Source organism: Dactylosporangium sp. NPDC051541, from assembly GCF_044454505.1.
Taxonomy (GTDB): Bacteria; Actinomycetota; Actinomycetes; order Mycobacteriales; family Micromonosporaceae; genus Dactylosporangium.
Window position 1 is genome coordinate 182,166 of sequence record NZ_JBITDU010000010.1, and the last position, 17,406, is coordinate 199,571.

Here is a 17,406-nt window from a genome sequence, read left to right on the forward strand (position 1 = left end):
CATGGATCGGACTTCCGCGCTGGAGCGGCTGCGGGCCACCGTCGCGGCCGGGCGGCCGGTCATCGGGGCCGGGGCCGGGACCGGGATCTCGGCGAAAGCGGCCGAGGCCGGTGGCGCCGACCTGATCATCATCTACAACTCGGGGCGTTACCGGATGGCGGGGCGGGGGTCGCTCAGTGGGCTGCTCGCCTACGGCGACGCGAACCAGATCGTCGTGGACATGAGCCGGGAGGTACTGCCCATCGTCCGCGACACCCCCGTGCTCGCGGGTGTCAACGGTACCGATCCGTTCCGGGTCATGGGGCGGTTCCTCGACGAGCTGGCCGGGCTCGGGTTCGCCGGGGTGCAGAACTTCCCGACCGTCGGGCTCATCGACGGCGTGTTCCGGCAGAACCTGGAAGAGACCGGCATGAGCTTCCAGCTCGAGATCGACATGGTCCGGCTGGCGCGCGAGCGGGAGCTGCTCACCGCGCCCTACGTGTTCGACGTCGAGCAGGCCGCGGCCATGGCCGACGCCGGGGCCGACGTTCTGGTGCCGCACATGGGGCTGACGACCAGCGGCTCGATCGGCGCGCGGACGGCGCTGAGCCTGGAGGAGTCGGCGCGGCGGGTGCAGGCGATGCGCGACGCGGCCGTGGCCGTCAACCCGGACATCATCGTGCTCTGCCACGGCGGGCCCATCGCCGAGCCCGACGACGCCCGCTACATCCTGGCCAACACGACGGGGGTGGTCGGCTTCTTCGGCGCCTCCTCGGTCGAGCGCCTCCCCACCGAACGGGCCATCGAGGCCCAGCTGACCGCGTTCAAAGCCATCAAGGAGTCCGCATGACGACCTTCCGCCGCCCCGACGACAACCCGACCCGGGTGTTCGACTGGGGCACCATCAAGTGGCTGGTCACTCCGCACCTCGACGAGGGCGCCGGGCTGACCACCGGCGAGGTGATCGTCTACCCGGCGCAGGGCCACGCGCCGCACGTGCACCCCAACGAGGAGGAGGTCATCTACGTGATCTCCGGCGAGGGCGAGCAGACGATCGGCGACGGGCCGGCGTTCCCGATCCGGGAGGGCGACGCCGTGTACATCCCGGCCAACACCCTGCACTCCACCTACAACACCACGTGGCGGCCGCTGCGCCTGGTCGTCGTCTACACCCCGGGCGGCGCCGAGACGGGCCTCGACGGGCTGCCCGACGCCCGCATCATCGACCCCGGGGTGGCGCCGGCCTGGAGCCAGGTCCGCTGATGCCGGTGTTCCCGCCCGGCCGCTGGCTCAATCCGGCGGACCGGCCCGAGTGGTGCGAGGTCGCCGGGGCCGGCCGGTTCGCGGTGCCGGTGGCCGGCGGCCGGTTCGAGCGGCACCACCACGACGACCACGAGCTGTGGTTCATCGCGGGCGGGAAGGCCCGGGTCCTGGTCGACGGGGACGAGCATTACGTGCAGACCGGCGACATGGTACTGACCCAGGCCGGCGACACCCACGACGTCCTCGCGGTCTACGAGGACCTGCACGGCTTCTTCGTGCAGACGGGGTTCCCGACCGGCGGCCGCTTCGGCCACCTGTACCGCGACCCGGCCGACGCGGAAGGCCACGCCGTGCCCGCCGGCCCGGTGCCGGAGGACTTCCCGAACCGGTAACGAACACAAGCGTTGCACCGAGTGGGGTAAAGGGGGCCGGTCCCGCGTAGGCGGCGCGGGGCCGGCTCGGGGTGGATGGTGGGAGTTGGCGAGGATCGGCATCCGGGACGTGGCGAACGCGGCCGGCGTCTCCCTGGGCACGGTGTCGCACTACCTCAACCACCCGGACCGGGTGTCGGCGGAGAAGGCGAAGCGCATCCAGGACGCCATCGAGCGGCTCGGCTTCGTGCGCAACAACGCGGGCCGGCAGCTGCGGCTCGGGCACTCGACCACCATCGCGTACATCGTCCCGGACGTGAGCAACCCGTTCTTCGCCACCATCGCCGAGGGGGCGGAGCGCCGCGCGGCCGCGGCCGGCCTGTCGATGTTCATCGCCAACTCCGGCGGCGACCCGGCCCGCGAGGACTCCTACCTCGAGCTGTTCGAGGAGCACGGGGTCCGGGGAATGCTGGTCGCCTCGCCCCGCCCGATCGAGCACCGCCTGGCCGCGATCCGGGACCGGGGGACGCCGTCGGTCCTCGTCGGCCGGGCGGCGGAGGGCGCGGCCCAGCCGTCGGTGTCGATCGACGACGTCTCCGGCGGGTACCTCGCCGTCCAGCACCTCATCGAGGCCGGCTGCGGGCACATCGCGTTCGTCGGCGGGCCGCTCGGCATCCGCCAGGTCGCGGACCGGCTCCAGGGGGCCAGCAACGCGGTCCGGGCGGCCGGCACCGTGACCCTGGAGGTCATCGACGTCGAGCCGCGGGTCATCGCCACCGGGCACCGGATCGCCGCGCAGCTGCTCGAGCGGCCCGCCGAGCGCCGCCCGGACGGCATCTTCGCGGTCAACGACCTGCTCGGCATCGGCCTGATCCAGACCCTGGCGACCGGCGGGGTCCGGGTCCCCGAGGACATCGCGGTCGTCGGCTACGACGACATCGAGTACGCGGAGAACTCCCTGGTGCCGCTCACCTCCGTGCGGGCGCCGCACGAGGAGTTCGGTATCGCCGCCCTCGACCTGCTGCTGGCCGTCCTCGAGGGTGCCGCGGCGAGCCACCGGGTGTTCGCCCCGGACCTGGTCGTCCGCCGCAGCACCCGACGCGCTAACTGACCGTCAGGCTGTCGATGTTCGCACCGTTGGCGCCGGTGGTCGTGGCCCGGACGGTGATCGAGCCGCTGGCCGGCAGGGTGGTCGTGAACGAGGTGGTGGCCCAGGTGTCCCAGGAGCCGGTCGGGTTGAAGGCCAGGGCGCCGTTGACGACCGTGCCGTTGACCGAGATGGACAGTGGCCGGTTGGCGGTGCCGGCGTTGGCGTAGCGGAACGTCAGGGTCCGGGCGCCGGCGGTGGTGTTGGCGACCGTCCACTGCACATAGGCCCCGGTCGCGTCGGAGAAGTCGACGAAACCCGTGCCCGTGTAGTCGGGGTGGCGGGTGTCGATGACGGCGCCGCTGAGCACGGCCCGCTCCGCCGGGTAGGCGGTGCCGCCGGTGGCCGCGGGGAACGCGGCTCCGCTCGGCTCGACGGTGACCGCGGTCGTGGTGGGGATCGACGAGGTGACGACGGTCAGTATCTTCCGGGTGCCGTCCCAGACAGTACCCCCGCCGCTTGTCATGGCCGTTGCTTCGGTGTTGTAGGCCGGCAGGGTGGCACCGCCGTTGACCCGCATGCCGACCGGAGCGGTCAGCCCGTGGATCCGCACGACGTAGCGGCGCGCGGCCGGTGCCCCGGTGTAGGTGCCCTGCGGTGTGCCGACGGTGGCCCGGGTCGCGGCGTCGGTCCACGTGAGCGTGGTGGTGCTCTTCGCGCCGGACACCCGGTAGGCCTCGGTGACGCCGTCGTCCTCGACCAGGTTGAACGAGCCGTCGGCGCCGGCCCAGATCTCCAGCTCCAGCTGCCGCTTGTTCAGGTACGCGGTGCTCTGCGCGTACTGGTACTTCGGCAGGATCGCGCCGGCCTTGACGAACAGGACGATCTCGCCGGTGTGGGTGACGTAGGGCAGGTCGGCGGCGTCGGTGCCGACATGCTTGACGTCGGCCCAGAAGTTGTACCAGGTGGAGCCGGCCGGCAGCCAGACGTTCTGGGTGGCTCCGCCGTCCGACGTGACCGGGGCGACGAGGATCGACGGGCCCCACAGGTACTGCAGGTCGTGCGTGTAGGCGTTGGGGCGGCTCTGGTAGTCGATGACCATCGCCCGCGCCATCGGCAGGCCCGTGGCCGCGGCCTCGTGGGCGATGCTGTAGATGTAGGGCAGCAGCGTGTACCGCAGCTCGCCGTACTTGCGGAAGTCGGCCTGGATCGCCGCGCTCTGATCGAGGGGCCAGCGGGACGCGACCGCGCCCTGCGAGGTGGTGCTGGCCCCGCTGTGCGGCCGCCAGATCGGCGACAGGCTCGACCACGCGGCCGTCCAGTTGCGGTAGAACGGCTCGGAGATCAGGCCGCCGGTGCCGCCCTGGAAGCCGCCGCCGTCGATGTTGGAGTAGGGGAACCCGCCCATCCCGCCGTTGAGCATGCCGCGGATCTGCTGCTGCATCTCGTCGTAGGTGGAGGCGATGTCACCGGTCCAGTAGTGCCCGTAGCGCTGCTGCCCGGCCGACGCGCCCCGGCTCCAGGTCCACGGCCGCCTCGCGAGGGCGCGGTCCCAGCCTTCCTCCCCGACGCCCTTGTGGAGGTAGAAGAAGTAGGCGTTGCGCAGCTCCGACCATTTCTTGCCACCGGCGCTGTCGGCGTTGTAGGGGATCGGGCCGAGCTCGTCGGGCTCGTCGAGCCAGAGGCCGTCCCCCGGGTACCCCAGCGACGGGTTCAAAGCCTTTGACCAGAACACGCTCCACACCCAGGCGCGGGTGGCCGGGTTGCTCCAGTCGGGGACCGAGCCGTTGTCGGCGACGCCGGTGAGGTCGGCGGCCTTGAAGCTGTAGCCGGGGGGCGGTCCGCCGACCCAGCCGGCCATGAGGTTGGAGTTGTTGCGGTTGTAGTCCAGCGTCATCGTCACGCCGTTGTCGGCCGCCCAGGTCTGGTAGCCGGCCGGGTCGGGCCAGCGCACGGGGCTGAACTCGAACCACGAGCCGCCCCACGCGCCCGTCCCGGCCCGCCAGCGGTTGTCGTTGACGTGGTGGTCGAACGGGAAGCCCGCGTTGCGGTGCTGGGTGATCTTCGTGCGCCACCAGGTCTGGTCGCTGACGTCGGGGAAGTTCTTGTCGGTCATGTGCAGGCCGAAGATGGCCAGCCGGGGCAGGCGCGGGCGGCCGGTCAGCTGCGTGTAGCGGTCGAGCAGCTTCGCGAACTCGGGCCCGTTGATGAGGAAGTAGTCCAGCTGCGGCCGCACGCCGGCGGTGTTGTGCTCGTCGGTGGCGAACGAGTAGTCGCGGGCGGTGCCGGCGGCGAAGGAGTAGGTGACGTCGAACGTCGTGTTGCAGAACACCCCGTAGCCCTTGGTGGACAAATACAGCGGCACGATCGCCGGGGCCTGGTCGTTGCGGACGGTGCCGTAGTTGTGGGCCACGACGTCGCCGGTGCGGTCGACGCGCGGGGAGCGCCCGAAGAAGCCGTGACCGCCCTTGACGAAGTGCTCGTCGGCCGGCGGCGGGACGAACGCCTCCGTGACAATGCTGTTGTTGGTACCGCCCCACGTGATGCTGCGGGTGGCGTCCTCCTTGGCCAGGAGCGCGCCGGTACCCCGATGGTAGAACTCCAGCCGCAGCGGGTTCTTCGACAGCACGATCCGGACGCCGTCGGCGGCACCGGTGACGATCGTCAGCGCGGCCCCGGCGTCGGTGACGGTCAGCGTGCCGCCCATGCCGGCGTGGTTGGCGGGCACGACCATCTCGTAGCGCGAGTCGGCGAAGAACGTCTCGCCGCTGCGGATCGCGCGGACGCGGACGATCTGGTTGCCGTAGGCGGTGATGCGCAGCCGCTGGCCGGACGCGCTGGTGACGGTGACGCTGCGGGCGTCGGTGACGTGGCTCGCGTAGTTGCCGAGCTGCTCACCGACGGCGGCGACGGCCCGGCCCGGTGCGGCGGCGACCGCGCCGATCGACAGCCCGGCGGCCGCGCCGAGCAGGTTCCTTCTCTTCATGTGTCGGCTCTCCTCGGTCTCCGGGCTGGTTGGCGGACGAGCTCTCCGGAAACGGTTCCACCCTGGTCCCGTAGCTCGATACTTGTCAATACATCGATCACCACCGTATTTTGCCGTCAGGAACTGACACATTCTGGAACCGGTTCGAGCGGGCGTCGGGAGGTCTCGCATGGCGGCGACGATCAAGGACGTGGCCCGGCTGGCCGGGGTCTCCCAGTCGTCGGTGTCCCGGGCCCTGGCGACACCGGACCAGGTCCGGCCGGCCACCCGGGAGCGGGTCGAGCGGGCCGTCGCCCGGCTCGGGTATCGGCCCAGCGGGATCGCGCGCGGCCTGAGCACCGGGCGCACCGGCACCATCGGCCTGGTGGTGCCCGACATCGCCAACCCGTTCTTCCCGGGCATCGTGAAGGCGGCCCAGCGCCGGTCACGGGAGTTCGGACTGGCCGTCCTGCTCGCCGACTCCGACGAGGACCCCGCCACCGAGGTCGAGGTCATCCGCACGCTCACGAAACAGGTCGACGGCTTCGTCCTGTGCGCGCCCCGAGCTCCCGACGACGAGCTGCGCTCCGTCTGTGGCGACATCCCGGTCGTCCTGCTCAACCGCCGGGTCGGCCCGCTGCCGTCGATCATCTTCGACAACGCCGACGGCGTCCGCCAGGCCCTCGCCCACCTCGCCGCCCTCGGCCACCGGCGGGTCGCCTACGTGGCCGGCCCGCGGGCCTCCTGGGTCAACCGCGAACGCGCCCGCGCGGTGCGCGCCGTCGCCGCCGCCCTCGGCCTCGAGGTGGCCGAGACGGGCCCGGTGTCGCCCGACTTCGAGGGTGGTGTCGCCGCCGCCGACCTCGTCCTGGCCGCGTCGGTCACGGCGGTCATCGCGTACAACGACATGATCGGCCTGGGCCTCATGAGCCGCTTCGCCATCCGCGGCGTGCGGGTCCCGGCCGACGTCAGCATCGTGGGCTTCGACGACATTCCGGCCGCCGCCCTGGTCAGCCCGGCCCTCACGACCGTCGCCCAGCCGAAGGACCAGTGCGGCCGGGCCGGCGTCGACCTCCTCAACGACCTGATCGAGGACCGGGACCGCCCCGCCGCCGCCCGCCTCTCGCTGCCGACCCGGCTGATCGTGCGCGGCTCGACGGGCCCAGAGCATTGATGGCGGGGGTACTGCGGCCGCCGCAGTACCCCCGCCGAATGTTCGTGGTTCTAGGCCAGGGTGCAGGTGGACAGGGACTCGGCCAGGCCCTCCGGGCGGGGCGCGTGCCGGCCGATCGCGGTCGCGATCCGGTTGATGGTGGCGAACCGCTTGTCCTGCAGCGGTCCGAGGATCGCGTTGTTGACGAAGTTGGGGCCGCCCTGGCCCACGCTCGTGGCCAGGCGCTGCTCGGCCTCGGCGATCTGGGTCTGCAGCAGCGTCAGGTTGCGGTCGACCTCTTCCTGCGCCGGTGCCGGGATCGCGGGCAGCTTGTCGGCGACGGACGGGCAGGCGATGGTGCGGCCGGCCTGGTTGCCGCCCGTCTGGTTGCCGCCGGTCTGGTTGCCGGCCGGTGGCGCGGTCGTCCTCGTCGCCGTGGTCGTCTTCGTCACCACCGGCGCGGGCACGACGGCCGTCGCCGGGGGCTGACCCTTCACGAGCTGGCAGCCGGCCAGGGACTCCAGGCCGGTCGGCTTGGCCGCGTGCCGGCCGATGGCGATGGCGATCCGGTCGATGGTCGAGGCCCGCTTGTCCTTGAGCGGTCCGAGGATCGCGTTGTTGACGAAGTTGGCGCCGCCCTGGCCGACGCTGCTCACCAGACGCTGATTGGCCTCGGCGACCTGGGTGTTGAGCAGCTGCAGGTTGCGCTCGACCTCGGCCCGGGCCTCGACGGGGACCGCCGGCAGCTTGTCCGACACCGTCGGGCAGACGATGTTGCCGGGCGAGGCGTTCGCGCCGGAGCTGGTCTGTGCGCCCGCGACGCCGAGCCCGAGCCCGACGCTGGCCACCGCGGCCACGCCGGCGCCGAGGAGCAGCCACTTCCGCCGTCGAAAGATAGATGTCTTGGTGTCGATTGTGGACATGCGAGTGCCGACCCTTCAGAGCAGCTATGGGTTGGTTCCGTGAGGCCCCGCGGCGGTCTCGTCGCGTGGTACGGCAACCTGTGCGGCCAGGGTTCAATCGATCTCTCGCATGCGGCCTGAGCTGGTGTTTCGCGCTGAAATTTTCAGAGCACGGCTCTCAACTTGTTTTCAGGAAGCCCGGGTATGGTCGGGGGAGGTCGTCACCTACAATATGTAAGAGGTCGCCCGCGCCATGCATTTCCTGGATCCGCAGTACCTCATCTCGACGTTCGGCCTGATCGGCATTCTCGCGATCGTGTTCGCCGAGTCCGGCCTGCTGATCGGGTTCTTCCTGCCCGGCGACTCGCTGCTGTTCACCACCGGCCTGCTGGTCGCCTCCGGCACCTACCTGCACCAGCCGCTGTGGCTCGTCTGCCTGCTCATCTCGATCGCCGCCATCGCCGGGGACCAGGTCGGCTACCTCTTCGGCCGCCGCGTCGGCCCGTCGCTGTTCCGCCGCCCCGACGCCCGGCTGTTCAAACAGTCCAACCTGACGAAGGCCCAGGAGTTCTTCGACCGCTACGGCGCCCGCTCCATCGTCCTGGCCCGCTTCGTGCCGATCGTGCGCACCTTCACCCCGATCGTCGCGGGCGCGAGCCACATGCACTACCGCACCTTCGTCCTCTACAACATCATCGGCGGCGTCATCTGGTCCTGCGGCGTCACGACCCTCGGCTACTTCCTCGGCCGGATCGCGTTCGTCCGCGACAACATCGAGCTCATCCTCATCGGCATCGTCGTGCTCTCCGTCGTCCCCATCGCCGTCGAACTGCTCCGCGCCCGCACCCGCGCCCGGTCCCGATAGTGGCCGGTCGTTCCGCGTCCGGCCGCCCGCTCGGTACTGTTGCCCGGTGAGTACCGACCGCCGCGCCTGGGGCTCCCTCGAGTCGGACGTCATGGCCGCGCTGTGGGCCGCCGACGGCCCGCTGAGCCCGGCCCAGGTCCAGCAGCGCCTCGGCGGCGACCGGGCCTACAACACCGTCCTGACGATCCTGACCCGGCTCCTCGAGAAGGGCCGGGTGCGGCGGCGCGCCAGCCTCGGCGGCGGCCGCGGCTACGAATACTTCCCGGCCGAGGACCAGGCCACCGCGGCCGCCCGCCGGATGCGCGCCGCCCTCGACGGCCCCGGCGACCGCTCCGCCGTCCTGCGCCAGTTCACGGCCGACCTGGAGCCCGCCGACGCCGCCCTCCTGCGCGCACTGCTCCAAGACCCGGACGCCGGATGACCTGGCTCGTGCCCGCTCCAGCGCCGGCTCCGTCGTTGGCCTCGTCGCCGGGTCTGGTGTCGGCGCCTTTGCCCGGTTTGGCGTTGGCCTCGTCGCCCGGTTTGGCGTTGGCTTCTTCGCCCGGTTTGGCGTTGGCTTGTTCGTCCGGTCTGGACGCCGGATGACGTGGCTCGTGCACGCTCCGGCCGCGATGCTGATGCTGCTGCTGCCGGCGCTGCTGTGGCCGTTGGCTCGGTTGGCCGCGCGCGTCGGACGGCCCGAGCGGGCGGCCCGGGCCCTCGCCGCGGGTTCACTCGCCACGGGGGTCTCCGGTTTGGTGTGCCTCCTGCTCGTCGCGGCCACGCTGGTGGATGACCTGCCGGCCGTCGAGCGGTACGCGCACCTCTCCACCGCCGACGGCCGCCACCTGCCCGAACCCGTCCCCGACCCCCTGGCCATCACTGCGGCCCTGCTGCTGCTCTGGATCGGCGCCCGCCTCGCGACCGGCCTCCACCGCCGCCGCACCGTCACCCGCACGCTGCACGGCACCGGGCGGACCGAGGACGCGTCGCACATAGCAGGGCGGGGCGGGGATGCTTTGTACGTCGCGGGGCCGGCCGGGGATGCTTTGCACGTCGCGGGGCCGGCCGGGGATGCTTTGCACGTCGCGGGGCCGGCCGGGGATGCTTTGCACGTCGCGGGGCCGGCTGAGGATGCTTTGCACGTCGCGGGGCGGGCCGAGGATGCTTTGCACAACACGGGGCCGGCCGAGGATGCGCCGCACAACGCGGGACCGGCTGAGGACGTGCGGCACGGCGCGTGGCCGGGCGATGTCGGGGAGCACAGTGTCGGGCCGGGCGAGGGCGGGTTGCGCGGCATGAGGCGGGGCGATGCGGGGTGGGGTGATGACGGGCTGGTGGTCGCCGACTGGGACAGCCCGCGCGCGGTCGCGGTGCCACCCGGACGCGGTCGTCGGGGACATGTGCTCGTGACGAGCGGTCTGCTGCGGCTGCTCGACGCCCGGGAGCGGGCCGCCGTCCTCGCGCACGAGCGGGCCCATCTGCGCTACAACCATCACCGCACGACCGCCGTCGCCGCGGTCGCGACGGCCATCAACCCGCTGCTGCGCCCGGTCGAGTCCGCCGTCTGCCTGCTGGTCGAACGCAGCGCCGACGAGGACGCCGCCCGCACCGTCGCCGACCGGCGGCTCGTCGCGCACACCATCGCGAAGGTCGCGCTCGCCGCCCACGGCTCGGAGTTCGCGTCCAGCTCCGAGTTCGCGCGCGGCTCGCATGTAGCGCGTGGGCCGGATGTCGCGCACAGCATCGCGAAGGTCGCGCTCGCCGCCCACGGCTCCGAGTGCGCGTCCAGCTCCGATCTCGCGCGTGGCTCGGATGTAGCGCATGGGCCGGATGTCGCGCACAGCATCGCGAAGGTCGCGCTCGCCGCCCACGGCTCCGAGTGCGCGTCCAGCTCCGACTTCGCGCGCGGTTCCGATCTCGCGCGCGGCTCCGATGGCTTGCCCGCCTCGGATGTCGCGTGCGGCTCGGAGGGCGGGCGTGGGGCGGGCGGTGTGCATGGCGGGCCGGAGGGTGTGCCGGGTTCGCCGGACGTGCTCGGGTTTGGCGGGTCCAGTACTGTGCGGCGGGTCGAGGCGTTGGTCCGGCCGGATCGGGGGCGGGCGCGGGACTTCACGGTGTCGGGGGCTGCCGGGGTGGGTGTGCTCTCGGTCACGGTGGCCGGGCTGGCGGTCCTCGAGTTCGTGGCGCTGTTGCAGGCCTGGCTGCCGGCGGGCTGAGCGGGGGCGTCGGCGGGCGGCGTTCTCTCACGTAATTCTTATGCGGGGGGCGGGCTCGTTCTTACTGTGGCTGCCGAAGATTGAGTCCGTGAAGCTGAGGTACTGGCGGACCGGACTCCTCGTCGTCGGCGTGGTCGTGGGCGGGCTGGAACTGCGTGGGCACCTGCCGTCGCCGGGGGCCACCTGGGCGACGCTGCGTACGGCCGGGACCGGGTGGCTGGCCGCGGCGGCCGCACTGTCGATCGTGGCCATGGTCGCGTTCTCGGAGCAGCAGCGGCAGCTCCTGGCCGCGTTCGGCTCGCGGATGGGGGCCGGGGCCTCCCTCGGCCTCACCTACACCCGCTCGGCGATGGCGGCCGCGCTGCCGGCAGGGTCCGCGGTCTCGGCCGGCTACGCGTTCAGCCGCTTCCGCGCCAACGGTGCCACCCGCGCGGTCGCGGCCGCGGTGATGCTCCTGTCCGGCGCGGCGTCGCTCGTCGGGCTGGCGCTGCTCTACGCCGGCAACGTCCTCGTCCTCGCCCGCCCCTCGGCCGCCGCCCTCGGCATCATCGGCGCCGTGTCCGTCGCCGGTGTCCTCGGCGTGGTGCATGCCCGGGCGGTACGGCGCGCGGGCGCGACCACCGACGCCAACCGAGGCGTGGTCGGGCCTTCGCGCGCGCCGGCGACGGCCATCGACGTGGACCGAGGCGTGGCTGGGCCTTTGCGCGCGCCGGCGACGGCGATCGACGCGGACCGAGGCGGGGCTGGGCCTTCGCGCGCGCCGGCGACGGCCATCGACGTGGACCGAGGCGTGGTCGGGCCTTCGCGCGCGTCGGCGACGGCCATCGACGCGGACCGAGGCGTGGGCAGGTTTTCGAGTGCGCCGGCGAACGGGGTCGACGCGCCGCGGCAGGAGCATCGCCGGAGCGTGGCCGAGCCCGAGCTCGCCGCCGACGCCGGTCGGGTCGCGAAGGTCAAGGCCATCCTCCGGCACACGCTGTCCTTGGCGTTCACCGTGTCGGCGGGCCGCTGGCTGGCGGTACTGTCGATAGCGGTCCTCAACTGGCTGGCCGACCTCGCCTGCCTCATCTGTGCCGTCCGCGCCGCCGGGCTCGACGTGCCGGCCACGACCATCGCGACCGGCTACCTCATCGCCCAGCTGCTCCGCCAGATCCCCGCGACCCCCGGCGGCATCGGCGTGATCGAGGCGAGCCTCCTCGTCGCCCTGACCACCGCGGGCGCCCCCGCCGCCCCGGCCGCGGCCGCAGTGCTGCTGTACCGCATCCTCTCGTGCTGGATCGACCTCCCCGTCGGCCTGCTGTCCTGGCGCGCCACCAAAGCGAACACCCCGGCCCCGGCCCCCGCCACCGAGAACGTTCCGCTCCAGCCGAGCACGGCGCCGGCACCGCTCAAGCCCCGCACGGCGGGCACACCGCTCCAGCCGAGCCTGGCATCGGCACCGCTCCAGCCCAGCACGGCGCCGACACCGCTCAAGTCGGGCACGGCGGGGTCACCGCTCCGGGTCAGTGCGGCGGAAGGGCTCCGCGCTCAGGCGGCGGCGCCGGTCGGGTGAAGGGAGCCGCGCCGGTCGGGTGAACGGCGCCGCGCCGGTGAGGGGAGCGGTCACTCGATGACGATGTTGCCCATCATGGACATGTCCTCGTGTTCGAGGTTGTGGCAGTGGAAGACGTACCGGCCGGGGTCGTCGCCGAAGCGGACCGCGATCGTCGCCTGCTCGGCCGGGCGCAGGTCGAGGGTGTCGCGCCAGCCGGCGTCGTAGGGGCCCGGGCCGCCGTTGCCGCGGGTCAGGACCTGGAACGTGGCGCCGTGCAGGTGGATCGGGTGGTGGAAGTCGCCGGCCAGGCGCCACACCTCGACCCCGCCGCGGCGCACCCGCGCGTGGACGGCGTCGGGTGCGAACGGCCGGCCGTTGACGGCCCAGCCGGGCATGCCGCCGACCTCGGCGTGGCGGAACTCCATCGTCCGCACCGGCGTGCGGGCGTCGGTGGCCGGACCGGGCTCGCCGGGCAGTGTCGCTGGGATCGCGGTGTCGTCCGGGGCCGCGCGCACGACCCGGAACCGCAGGACGTTCTCGGTGCCGCCGGTGCCGAAGGTGTTGAGGATCGTGACTTCCTGCCCGATCCGGTATCCGCTGAAGTCCACGACAACGTCGAGCCGCTGCGCCGGGGCCAGTTCCACCGCGTCGTGGTGCACGGGCCGGTCCAGGAGGCCGCCGTCCGCGCCGATCTGGGTGAAGCCGCCCCGGGGCGGGTCGAGGGCCAGCCGGAAGCGGCGGGCGTTGGACGCGTTGAGCAGCCGCAGCCGGTAGCGGGCGGCGTCGACGTCGGCGACCGGCCACGGCGCGCCGTTGACGAGGATCACGTCGCCGAGCACGCCCGCACCGAACCCGCCGGTGACGCCGGGGGTGACCAGGGCCGGGTCGGCGCTGGGATACAGCAGTTCGCCGTCGGGGCCGAACGAGCGGTCCATGAGCATCAGCGGCAGGTCGCGCGGGCCGCGGGGGAGGGGAAGGTTGTCCTCGGCGGTGTCGCTGACGAGGTGGAAGCCGGCGAGGCCGCGCCACACGCCGGGGCCGGTGAAGTCCATGCGGTGGTCGTGATACCAGAGTGTGCCGGCGGGCTGTCGGAGCGGGTAGCGGTACCCCCGCGAACCGGTCTTGATGACGGCCCGCGCGTCGAACATCGCCGGCATGTGGGCGGCGTGGTCGCTGGAGCCGGCCGGCAGCAGCAGGTCGGTGGGGTAGCCGTCGGACTCGGCCGGTGTCCGCCCGCCGTGCAGGTGCGCGACGGTCGGCACCGGCAGTTCGTTGCGGTGCACGACCACCGCGGGGCGGCCGGAGCGGGAGAGGATCGTCGGCCCGGGGAAGCTTCCGCCGTACCCCCAGATCTCCGTCGACACCCCGGGCAGGATCTCCACCCGGGCGACCCGCTGCACGATCTCGTAGTGCTCGCCCTCGTCATCGTGGCGGACCGGCCGCAGCACCGCCGGCACCGGCAGCGGCACCCGGAACGGCACCGGCCGCGGGCGGCGGCTCGGCAGCAGCAGCCCGGTGGACGTCGAACCCCGCCAGCCTCCGGCGAGGGGCACCCCGACGCCGGCCGCGGCCGCGAGCAGCCCCAGCAGCTCCCGCCGTCTCACGCGGCGACCCGGTCCGGCCGCCACGACCAGACGGCCAGCCCGGCGGCGAGGCCGATGATCGCCACCCCGAGCGGGACGTGCACGGTGAGGAGCCGCTGAAACCCGAGGACGATCTGCAGCGCGATGAGCCCGAACAGCCCGAGGCACGCGAGCACCGGCCACAGCGGCCCCCGCCCCGGCCACCGCAGCGGCACGGCGGCCGCGGCCGCGACCAGGACCGCGATCCCGCTGTAGGTCGCGTTGGCGCGGTGCGTGTGCAGCGCCCCGAACGTCCCGGCGAGGAACTGCCCGGCGAAGACGGCCTGGTCGAAGAGCATCACCGCCGTGGTGCTCATGGCGATCCGGAACGGCCAGCGCATAGTGTTCCTCCCCGTTGAGATGTTCTCATGTGAGAAGGTATCACCTGCGACTAGGATGGCCGGCATGGAGTACAACCTCGGGCCGCTGCTGCGGCTGGCCGGCCGGCGGGCGGCGGACGCGTTCGCGGCCGGGCTGGCCCCGCTCGACATCGAGGGCCGCCACTTCGGCGTGCTGCTCAACCTGCACCGCGGCGGCCCGGCCAACCAGCGGGAGCTGTCCGGGCGGACCGGCAGCGACAAGTCGACGATGACCAGGACCATCGACGAGCTGGCGGCCCGCGGGCTGGTCGTGCGGCGCGCGGCCGCGGGCGACCGCCGGGTCAACGTCGTGGAGCTCACCGACGCCGGCCGGGAACGCTTCGCCGCGGCCGAGCGGGTGGCGGCCAGGGTCAACGACGAGCTCCTGGCGCACATGACCGCGGACGAGCGCGAAGGCCTCCGCCACCACCTCCGCCGCTTCCTGGCGGCCGAAACCCGTTGAGGCCTGGCATTCCGGCCACTGTTCGGGGGCGCCGGCGCGGCCGAGGATCAAGGGCATGTTGGTGCAGATCGTGTTGTTCGACGGGTTCGACCCGCTCGATGTCGTCGCGCCGTTCGAGGTCCTCGCGGCCGGCGGGGACGCGGCCGGAGGCGGGCTCGACGTCGAGCTCGTGGCGGCCGAGGGGCCCCGGGAGGTGGTCAGCGGCACGCGCGGACTGACGCTGCGGGCGACCGCGGCGCTGCGGCCTGACCGCCCAGGCTATGTGGTGGTACCGGGTGCCAGCGGCCCGATCGCCGGTGACCCCGACGACGGCGTGGAGACGATCCCCGTGCTGCTGGCCCGGTTCGCCCAGTCGGCGGCGGTGCCGCTGCTGCGGGCCGCCCTCGAGCACCCCGAGGTGACGGTCGCCACCGTCTGCGGCGGGTCACTGGCCCTGGCCATGGCCGGGCTGCTCGAGGGCCGGCCGGCCGTGACCCACCACGTGGGCCTGGACGTGCTGGAGGCGACCGGCGTCGACGTCGTCCGGGCCCGGGTCGTCGACGACGGCGACCTCATCAGCGCCGGCGGCGTCACCTCCGGGCTGGACCTCGGTCTGCACATCGTGGAGCGCGAGTTCGGGCCGCGGGTCGCGCACGCGGTCGAGACGCTCTTCGAGTATGAGCGGCGCGGCATCGTCTGGCGCAACACCGGCCGCACGCCCGTCACGGTCTGAACGGCGGACCCGCGATGGCATCGATCCTCGGCACCTGGGACGTCCGGATGAAGACCCCGATCGGCACGATCCAGGCCGTATACGCGTTCACGGACACCGGCGGCGGGCTCACGGGCACCGCGGCGACGAAGTCCGAGACCGTCGAGCTCACCGACATCCGGTCCGACGGGCCGCGGGTGACCTGGCGGCAGTCCGTCACCCGGCCGATGCGCCTCAACCTCGAGTTCGACGTGGTCGTGGACGGCGAGACGCTCACCGGGCACTCCCGCGCCGGCCGCCTGCCCGGCACCGCGGTCAGCGGCACCCGGCGCTCAGCGGCGTGACCCGCGGGCCGGCGGCCTGGTCCGCCGGCGCCGGACCCGCGGCCGGAGCCGGCGGCGACCAGTCGGACGGGCGTGGGACGGGCGGGCGTGGGACGGGCGGGCGTGGGACGGGCGGGCCGGGGGTGGTGCGGGGCGGCAGTTGCGGACGCGGGCGAGCAGCAGCACCGCCGCGGCGACGGCGGCGCACGTCAGCACGGAGGTCATGCCGACACGCTACGGAGGCGAACCTGTGGCGACCTTGAGACAATGGCGCGATGCCGGAGCCGGACCTCGTCGAAGCGCTTTGTGATGTGACAGGCGCCACCGTCGCCTACGACCTGCGTGACGACCAGGGGCGGGCGATGGACACCCTGAAGGTCATCGCCGACCCGGCCGGCGGCTACCTGGCCGTCTACCACTGCGGCGTCGGCCGGGGGCGGTTCGACGTGCACGTGGCGACCTCCCCGGACCTGGCCCGCTGGGCGTGGCGGGCGCGGCTGGACGAGCTCGCGTCCCAGCCGCACATCGTGGCCATGCCCGACGGCGGGTTCCTCGTCGCCCTCGAGGCGGGCGGGGCGGGCACGCCGCCGTGGGTGCGGGTCCTCGACTACGCCGGCCGGGACGACCTGCTCGCCGGCGCCGCGGCCCGGCGGTTCGACGCGCCGCACACGCTCGTCCCGCGGCGCAAGCACGCGGAAGGCACCCCGAACATCTACGCCGCCACCCCGGACCGCTCGCGCATCGACATCGGGTTCCACTACTGGCGGCGTGGGCGGGTCGACCGGCAGGCGCGCGGGGTGCTGACCGGGTTCGCGGACTGGTCCACCCGGCGGGAGCCGCGGATCGACGCCGCCCTGGAGCACTGGGGCGTGCGCGGCAACATCGGCGGGCGTGACGCGTTCACCTGGAAAGGGCGGGAGTACCTGCTCATCGAGGGGCAGACCGAGCCCGGCGGCTGGCACACCTGGCGGACCTACCTGTACGACGTCGCGGCGCAGACAGCCTGGCCGTTGCCCATCCGCACGCACGGCGGGAGCGCCGCGATCGCCAACCCGGCGGTCACCCTGCTCGAAGGTCCGCGGCCGACGCTGGTGGTCACCGCCTACCTGTTCCACGCCGGGGCGGCCGACGGCGAGGGCGGCCCCATGCTGTACCACCGGCCCCTCAGCTGATCGGCAGCCGGGCGGTGACCACGGTCCCGCCCCCGGCCGCGGTGCGCACGTCGGCGCCGCCACCGGTCCCGGATCGAGCGCAGCCCCACCCCGGCCCGGCACACCGCGGGCGGGCCGCCGCGCCGTGGCCGGCGTCGACGGTGATGGCGACCGGCCCGCCGAGTCGGGCCGCCTGCTCGCGCACGGCCGCGGCCAGGCACCGGATCATCGACCACTTCGCGGCGGCGCGCCCGCGCGACGGCCTCGCCGACCTGACGCCGCGCGAGCGGGAGATCCTGCAGCTGCTCGCCGACGGGTGCACCAACGCGGCGATCGCGGTGCGGCTGCATCTGAGCCCGAAGACGGTGCGCAACCACGTCTCCAGCATCTTCGCCAAGCTGCACCTGACCGGGCGGGCCGAGGCGATGCTCCACGCCCGCCGGGCCGGCCTGGGGCGGCCTTGACGGCCCGTAGCGCAGC

19 protein-coding genes are annotated in these 17,406 nt (G+C 73.3%); 14 read left to right on the top strand and 5 right to left on the bottom strand.

Translation table 11 applies throughout. The features are described 5' to 3' along the window. Nucleotide 1: 1 nt before the first annotated feature. From ACIA8L_RS37290 to ACIA8L_RS37305, 4 genes are all read left to right on the top strand, one after another. A complete protein-coding gene (locus tag ACIA8L_RS37290; protein ID WP_395912026.1) occupies nucleotides 2-829 on the top strand; it encodes a phosphoenolpyruvate hydrolase family protein in 828 nt (275 codons plus the stop codon). Beyond that, nucleotides 826-1,242 carry a cupin domain-containing protein gene (locus tag ACIA8L_RS37295; protein ID WP_395912027.1) on the top strand — a complete coding sequence of 139 codons (417 nt, stop codon included), beginning with the start codon at nucleotides 826-828 and terminating at the stop codon, nucleotides 1,240-1,242. The genes ACIA8L_RS37290 and ACIA8L_RS37295 overlap by 4 nt, the downstream gene beginning before the upstream one ends. Further along, nucleotides 1,242-1,634 carry a cupin domain-containing protein gene (locus ACIA8L_RS37300; protein ID WP_395912029.1) on the top strand — a complete coding sequence of 131 codons (393 nt, stop codon included), beginning with the start codon at nucleotides 1,242-1,244 and terminating at the stop codon, nucleotides 1,632-1,634. Before ACIA8L_RS37295 ends, ACIA8L_RS37300 begins: the two co-directional genes overlap by 1 nt. A gap of 85 nt (nucleotides 1,635-1,719) precedes the next feature. Further along, nucleotides 1,720-2,724, top strand: coding sequence for a LacI family DNA-binding transcriptional regulator (locus ACIA8L_RS37305; RefSeq protein ID WP_395912031.1), 1,005 nt, complete (start codon nucleotides 1,720-1,722; stop codon nucleotides 2,722-2,724). Here the strand turns inward: ACIA8L_RS37305 and ACIA8L_RS37310 are convergent. After that, complete coding sequence (locus ACIA8L_RS37310; protein ID WP_395912033.1) at nucleotides 2,717-5,686, bottom strand: TIM-barrel domain-containing protein; 2,970 nt, start codon at nucleotides 5,684-5,686, stop codon at nucleotides 2,717-2,719. The two genes, ACIA8L_RS37305 and ACIA8L_RS37310, sit on opposite strands and share 8 nt — an antisense overlap. A 169-nt stretch (nucleotides 5,687-5,855) precedes the next feature. On the opposite strand from ACIA8L_RS37310, the gene ACIA8L_RS37315 reads away from it, so the two are divergent. Beyond that, on the top strand, nucleotides 5,856-6,839 hold the full coding sequence (locus ACIA8L_RS37315; RefSeq protein WP_395912035.1) for a LacI family DNA-binding transcriptional regulator: 984 nt from the start codon (nucleotides 5,856-5,858) through the stop codon (nucleotides 6,837-6,839). Nucleotides 6,840-6,889: 50 nt separating this feature from the next. On the opposite strand, the gene ACIA8L_RS37320 is transcribed toward ACIA8L_RS37315, so the two are convergent. After that, nucleotides 6,890-7,741: a hypothetical protein gene (locus ACIA8L_RS37320; RefSeq protein ID WP_395912037.1), complete on the bottom strand. Its 852-nt coding sequence runs from the start codon at nucleotides 7,739-7,741 to the stop codon at nucleotides 6,890-6,892. Nucleotides 7,742-7,973: 232 nt separating this feature from the next. Here ACIA8L_RS37320 and ACIA8L_RS37325 point away from each other — a divergent pair, with 232 nt between their 5' ends. From ACIA8L_RS37325 to ACIA8L_RS37340, 4 genes are all read left to right on the top strand, one after another. After that, complete coding sequence (locus tag ACIA8L_RS37325) at nucleotides 7,974-8,585, top strand: DedA family protein (RefSeq protein WP_395912038.1); 612 nt, start codon at nucleotides 7,974-7,976, stop codon at nucleotides 8,583-8,585. A gap of 46 nt (nucleotides 8,586-8,631) precedes the next feature. Further along, nucleotides 8,632-9,006, top strand: a complete 375-nt coding sequence (locus ACIA8L_RS37330; RefSeq protein WP_395912039.1) for a BlaI/MecI/CopY family transcriptional regulator — start codon at nucleotides 8,632-8,634, stop codon at nucleotides 9,004-9,006. Nucleotides 9,007-9,166: 160 nt separating this feature from the next. Continuing rightward, nucleotides 9,167-10,783, top strand: a complete 1,617-nt coding sequence (locus tag ACIA8L_RS37335; protein WP_395912040.1) for a M48 family metalloprotease — start codon at nucleotides 9,167-9,169, stop codon at nucleotides 10,781-10,783. An 88-nt stretch (nucleotides 10,784-10,871) separates the two neighbouring features. Then, nucleotides 10,872-12,335, top strand: a complete 1,464-nt coding sequence (locus tag ACIA8L_RS37340) for a flippase-like domain-containing protein (protein WP_395912042.1) — start codon at nucleotides 10,872-10,874, stop codon at nucleotides 12,333-12,335. A gap of 50 nt (nucleotides 12,336-12,385) precedes the next feature. Here the strand turns inward: ACIA8L_RS37340 and ACIA8L_RS37345 are convergent, their stop codons facing one another. Together ACIA8L_RS37345 and ACIA8L_RS37350 are read right to left on the bottom strand one after the other, a co-directional pair. Continuing rightward, nucleotides 12,386-13,921: a multicopper oxidase family protein gene (locus ACIA8L_RS37345; RefSeq protein ID WP_395912043.1), complete on the bottom strand. Its 1,536-nt coding sequence runs from the start codon at nucleotides 13,919-13,921 to the stop codon at nucleotides 12,386-12,388. Next, nucleotides 13,918-14,280: a hypothetical protein gene (locus ACIA8L_RS37350; RefSeq protein ID WP_395912045.1), complete on the bottom strand. Its 363-nt coding sequence runs from the start codon at nucleotides 14,278-14,280 to the stop codon at nucleotides 13,918-13,920. Before ACIA8L_RS37350 ends, ACIA8L_RS37345 begins: the two co-directional genes overlap by 4 nt. A 64-nt stretch (nucleotides 14,281-14,344) precedes the next feature. Here ACIA8L_RS37350 and ACIA8L_RS37355 point away from each other — a divergent pair, with 64 nt between their 5' ends. From ACIA8L_RS37355 to ACIA8L_RS37365, 3 genes are read left to right on the top strand one after another with little or no spacing between them, the layout of a single operon-like run. Continuing rightward, nucleotides 14,345-14,761: a MarR family winged helix-turn-helix transcriptional regulator gene (locus ACIA8L_RS37355; protein WP_395912046.1), complete on the top strand. Its 417-nt coding sequence runs from the start codon at nucleotides 14,345-14,347 to the stop codon at nucleotides 14,759-14,761. Nucleotides 14,762-14,816: 55 nt separating this feature from the next. Further along, entirely contained in the window at nucleotides 14,817-15,473 is a 657-nt protein-coding gene (locus tag ACIA8L_RS37360) for a DJ-1/PfpI family protein (protein ID WP_395912048.1), read from the top strand. Nucleotides 15,474-15,487: 14 nt separating this feature from the next. After that, the gene (locus tag ACIA8L_RS37365; protein ID WP_395912050.1) at nucleotides 15,488-15,796 is read left to right on the top strand and encodes a hypothetical protein; all 309 of its coding nucleotides are present in this window, start codon (nucleotides 15,488-15,490) and stop codon (nucleotides 15,794-15,796) included. Here ACIA8L_RS37365 and ACIA8L_RS37370 read toward each other — a convergent pair. Continuing rightward, nucleotides 15,785-16,000 (bottom strand): hypothetical protein, encoded by a 216-nt coding sequence (locus tag ACIA8L_RS37370; protein WP_395912052.1) that lies wholly within the window; start codon nucleotides 15,998-16,000, stop codon nucleotides 15,785-15,787. The two genes, ACIA8L_RS37365 and ACIA8L_RS37370, sit on opposite strands and share 12 nt — an antisense overlap. Nucleotides 16,001-16,050: 50 nt before the next feature. On the opposite strand from ACIA8L_RS37370, the gene ACIA8L_RS37375 reads away from it, so the two are divergent. Both ACIA8L_RS37375 and ACIA8L_RS37380 read left to right on the top strand, forming a co-directional pair. Beyond that, nucleotides 16,051-16,947 (top strand): hypothetical protein, encoded by an 897-nt coding sequence (locus tag ACIA8L_RS37375; protein ID WP_395912054.1) that lies wholly within the window; start codon nucleotides 16,051-16,053, stop codon nucleotides 16,945-16,947. Nucleotides 16,948-16,961: 14 nt separating this feature from the next. Then, nucleotides 16,962-17,390, top strand: coding sequence for a LuxR C-terminal-related transcriptional regulator (locus tag ACIA8L_RS37380; RefSeq protein ID WP_395912056.1), 429 nt, complete (start codon nucleotides 16,962-16,964; stop codon nucleotides 17,388-17,390). Nucleotides 17,391-17,406 lie beyond the last annotated feature (16 nt).

Coding starts and splice junctions, on each gene's coding strand:
- ACIA8L_RS37290 (WP_395912026.1), top strand. CDS start 2: ATGGATCGGACTTCCGCGCTGGAGCGGCTGCGGGCCACCGTCGCGGCC.
- ACIA8L_RS37295 (WP_395912027.1), top strand. CDS start 826: ATGACGACCTTCCGCCGCCCCGACGACAACCCGACCCGGGTGTTCGAC.
- ACIA8L_RS37300 (WP_395912029.1), top strand. CDS start 1,242: ATGCCGGTGTTCCCGCCCGGCCGCTGGCTCAATCCGGCGGACCGGCCC.
- ACIA8L_RS37310 (WP_395912033.1), bottom strand. CDS start 5,686: ATGAAGAGAAGGAACCTGCTCGGCGCGGCCGCCGGGCTGTCGATCGGC.
- ACIA8L_RS37315 (WP_395912035.1), top strand. CDS start 5,856: ATGGCGGCGACGATCAAGGACGTGGCCCGGCTGGCCGGGGTCTCCCAG.
- ACIA8L_RS37320 (WP_395912037.1), bottom strand. CDS start 7,741: ATGTCCACAATCGACACCAAGACATCTATCTTTCGACGGCGGAAGTGG.
- ACIA8L_RS37325 (WP_395912038.1), top strand. CDS start 7,974: ATGCATTTCCTGGATCCGCAGTACCTCATCTCGACGTTCGGCCTGATC.
- ACIA8L_RS37335 (WP_395912040.1), top strand. CDS start 9,167: ATGACGTGGCTCGTGCACGCTCCGGCCGCGATGCTGATGCTGCTGCTG.
- ACIA8L_RS37350 (WP_395912045.1), bottom strand. CDS start 14,280: ATGCGCTGGCCGTTCCGGATCGCCATGAGCACCACGGCGGTGATGCTC.
- ACIA8L_RS37355 (WP_395912046.1), top strand. CDS start 14,345: ATGGAGTACAACCTCGGGCCGCTGCTGCGGCTGGCCGGCCGGCGGGCG.
- ACIA8L_RS37360 (WP_395912048.1), top strand. CDS start 14,817: ATGTTGGTGCAGATCGTGTTGTTCGACGGGTTCGACCCGCTCGATGTC.
- ACIA8L_RS37365 (WP_395912050.1), top strand. CDS start 15,488: ATGGCATCGATCCTCGGCACCTGGGACGTCCGGATGAAGACCCCGATC.
- ACIA8L_RS37370 (WP_395912052.1), bottom strand. CDS start 16,000: ATGACCTCCGTGCTGACGTGCGCCGCCGTCGCCGCGGCGGTGCTGCTG.
- ACIA8L_RS37375 (WP_395912054.1), top strand. CDS start 16,051: ATGCCGGAGCCGGACCTCGTCGAAGCGCTTTGTGATGTGACAGGCGCC.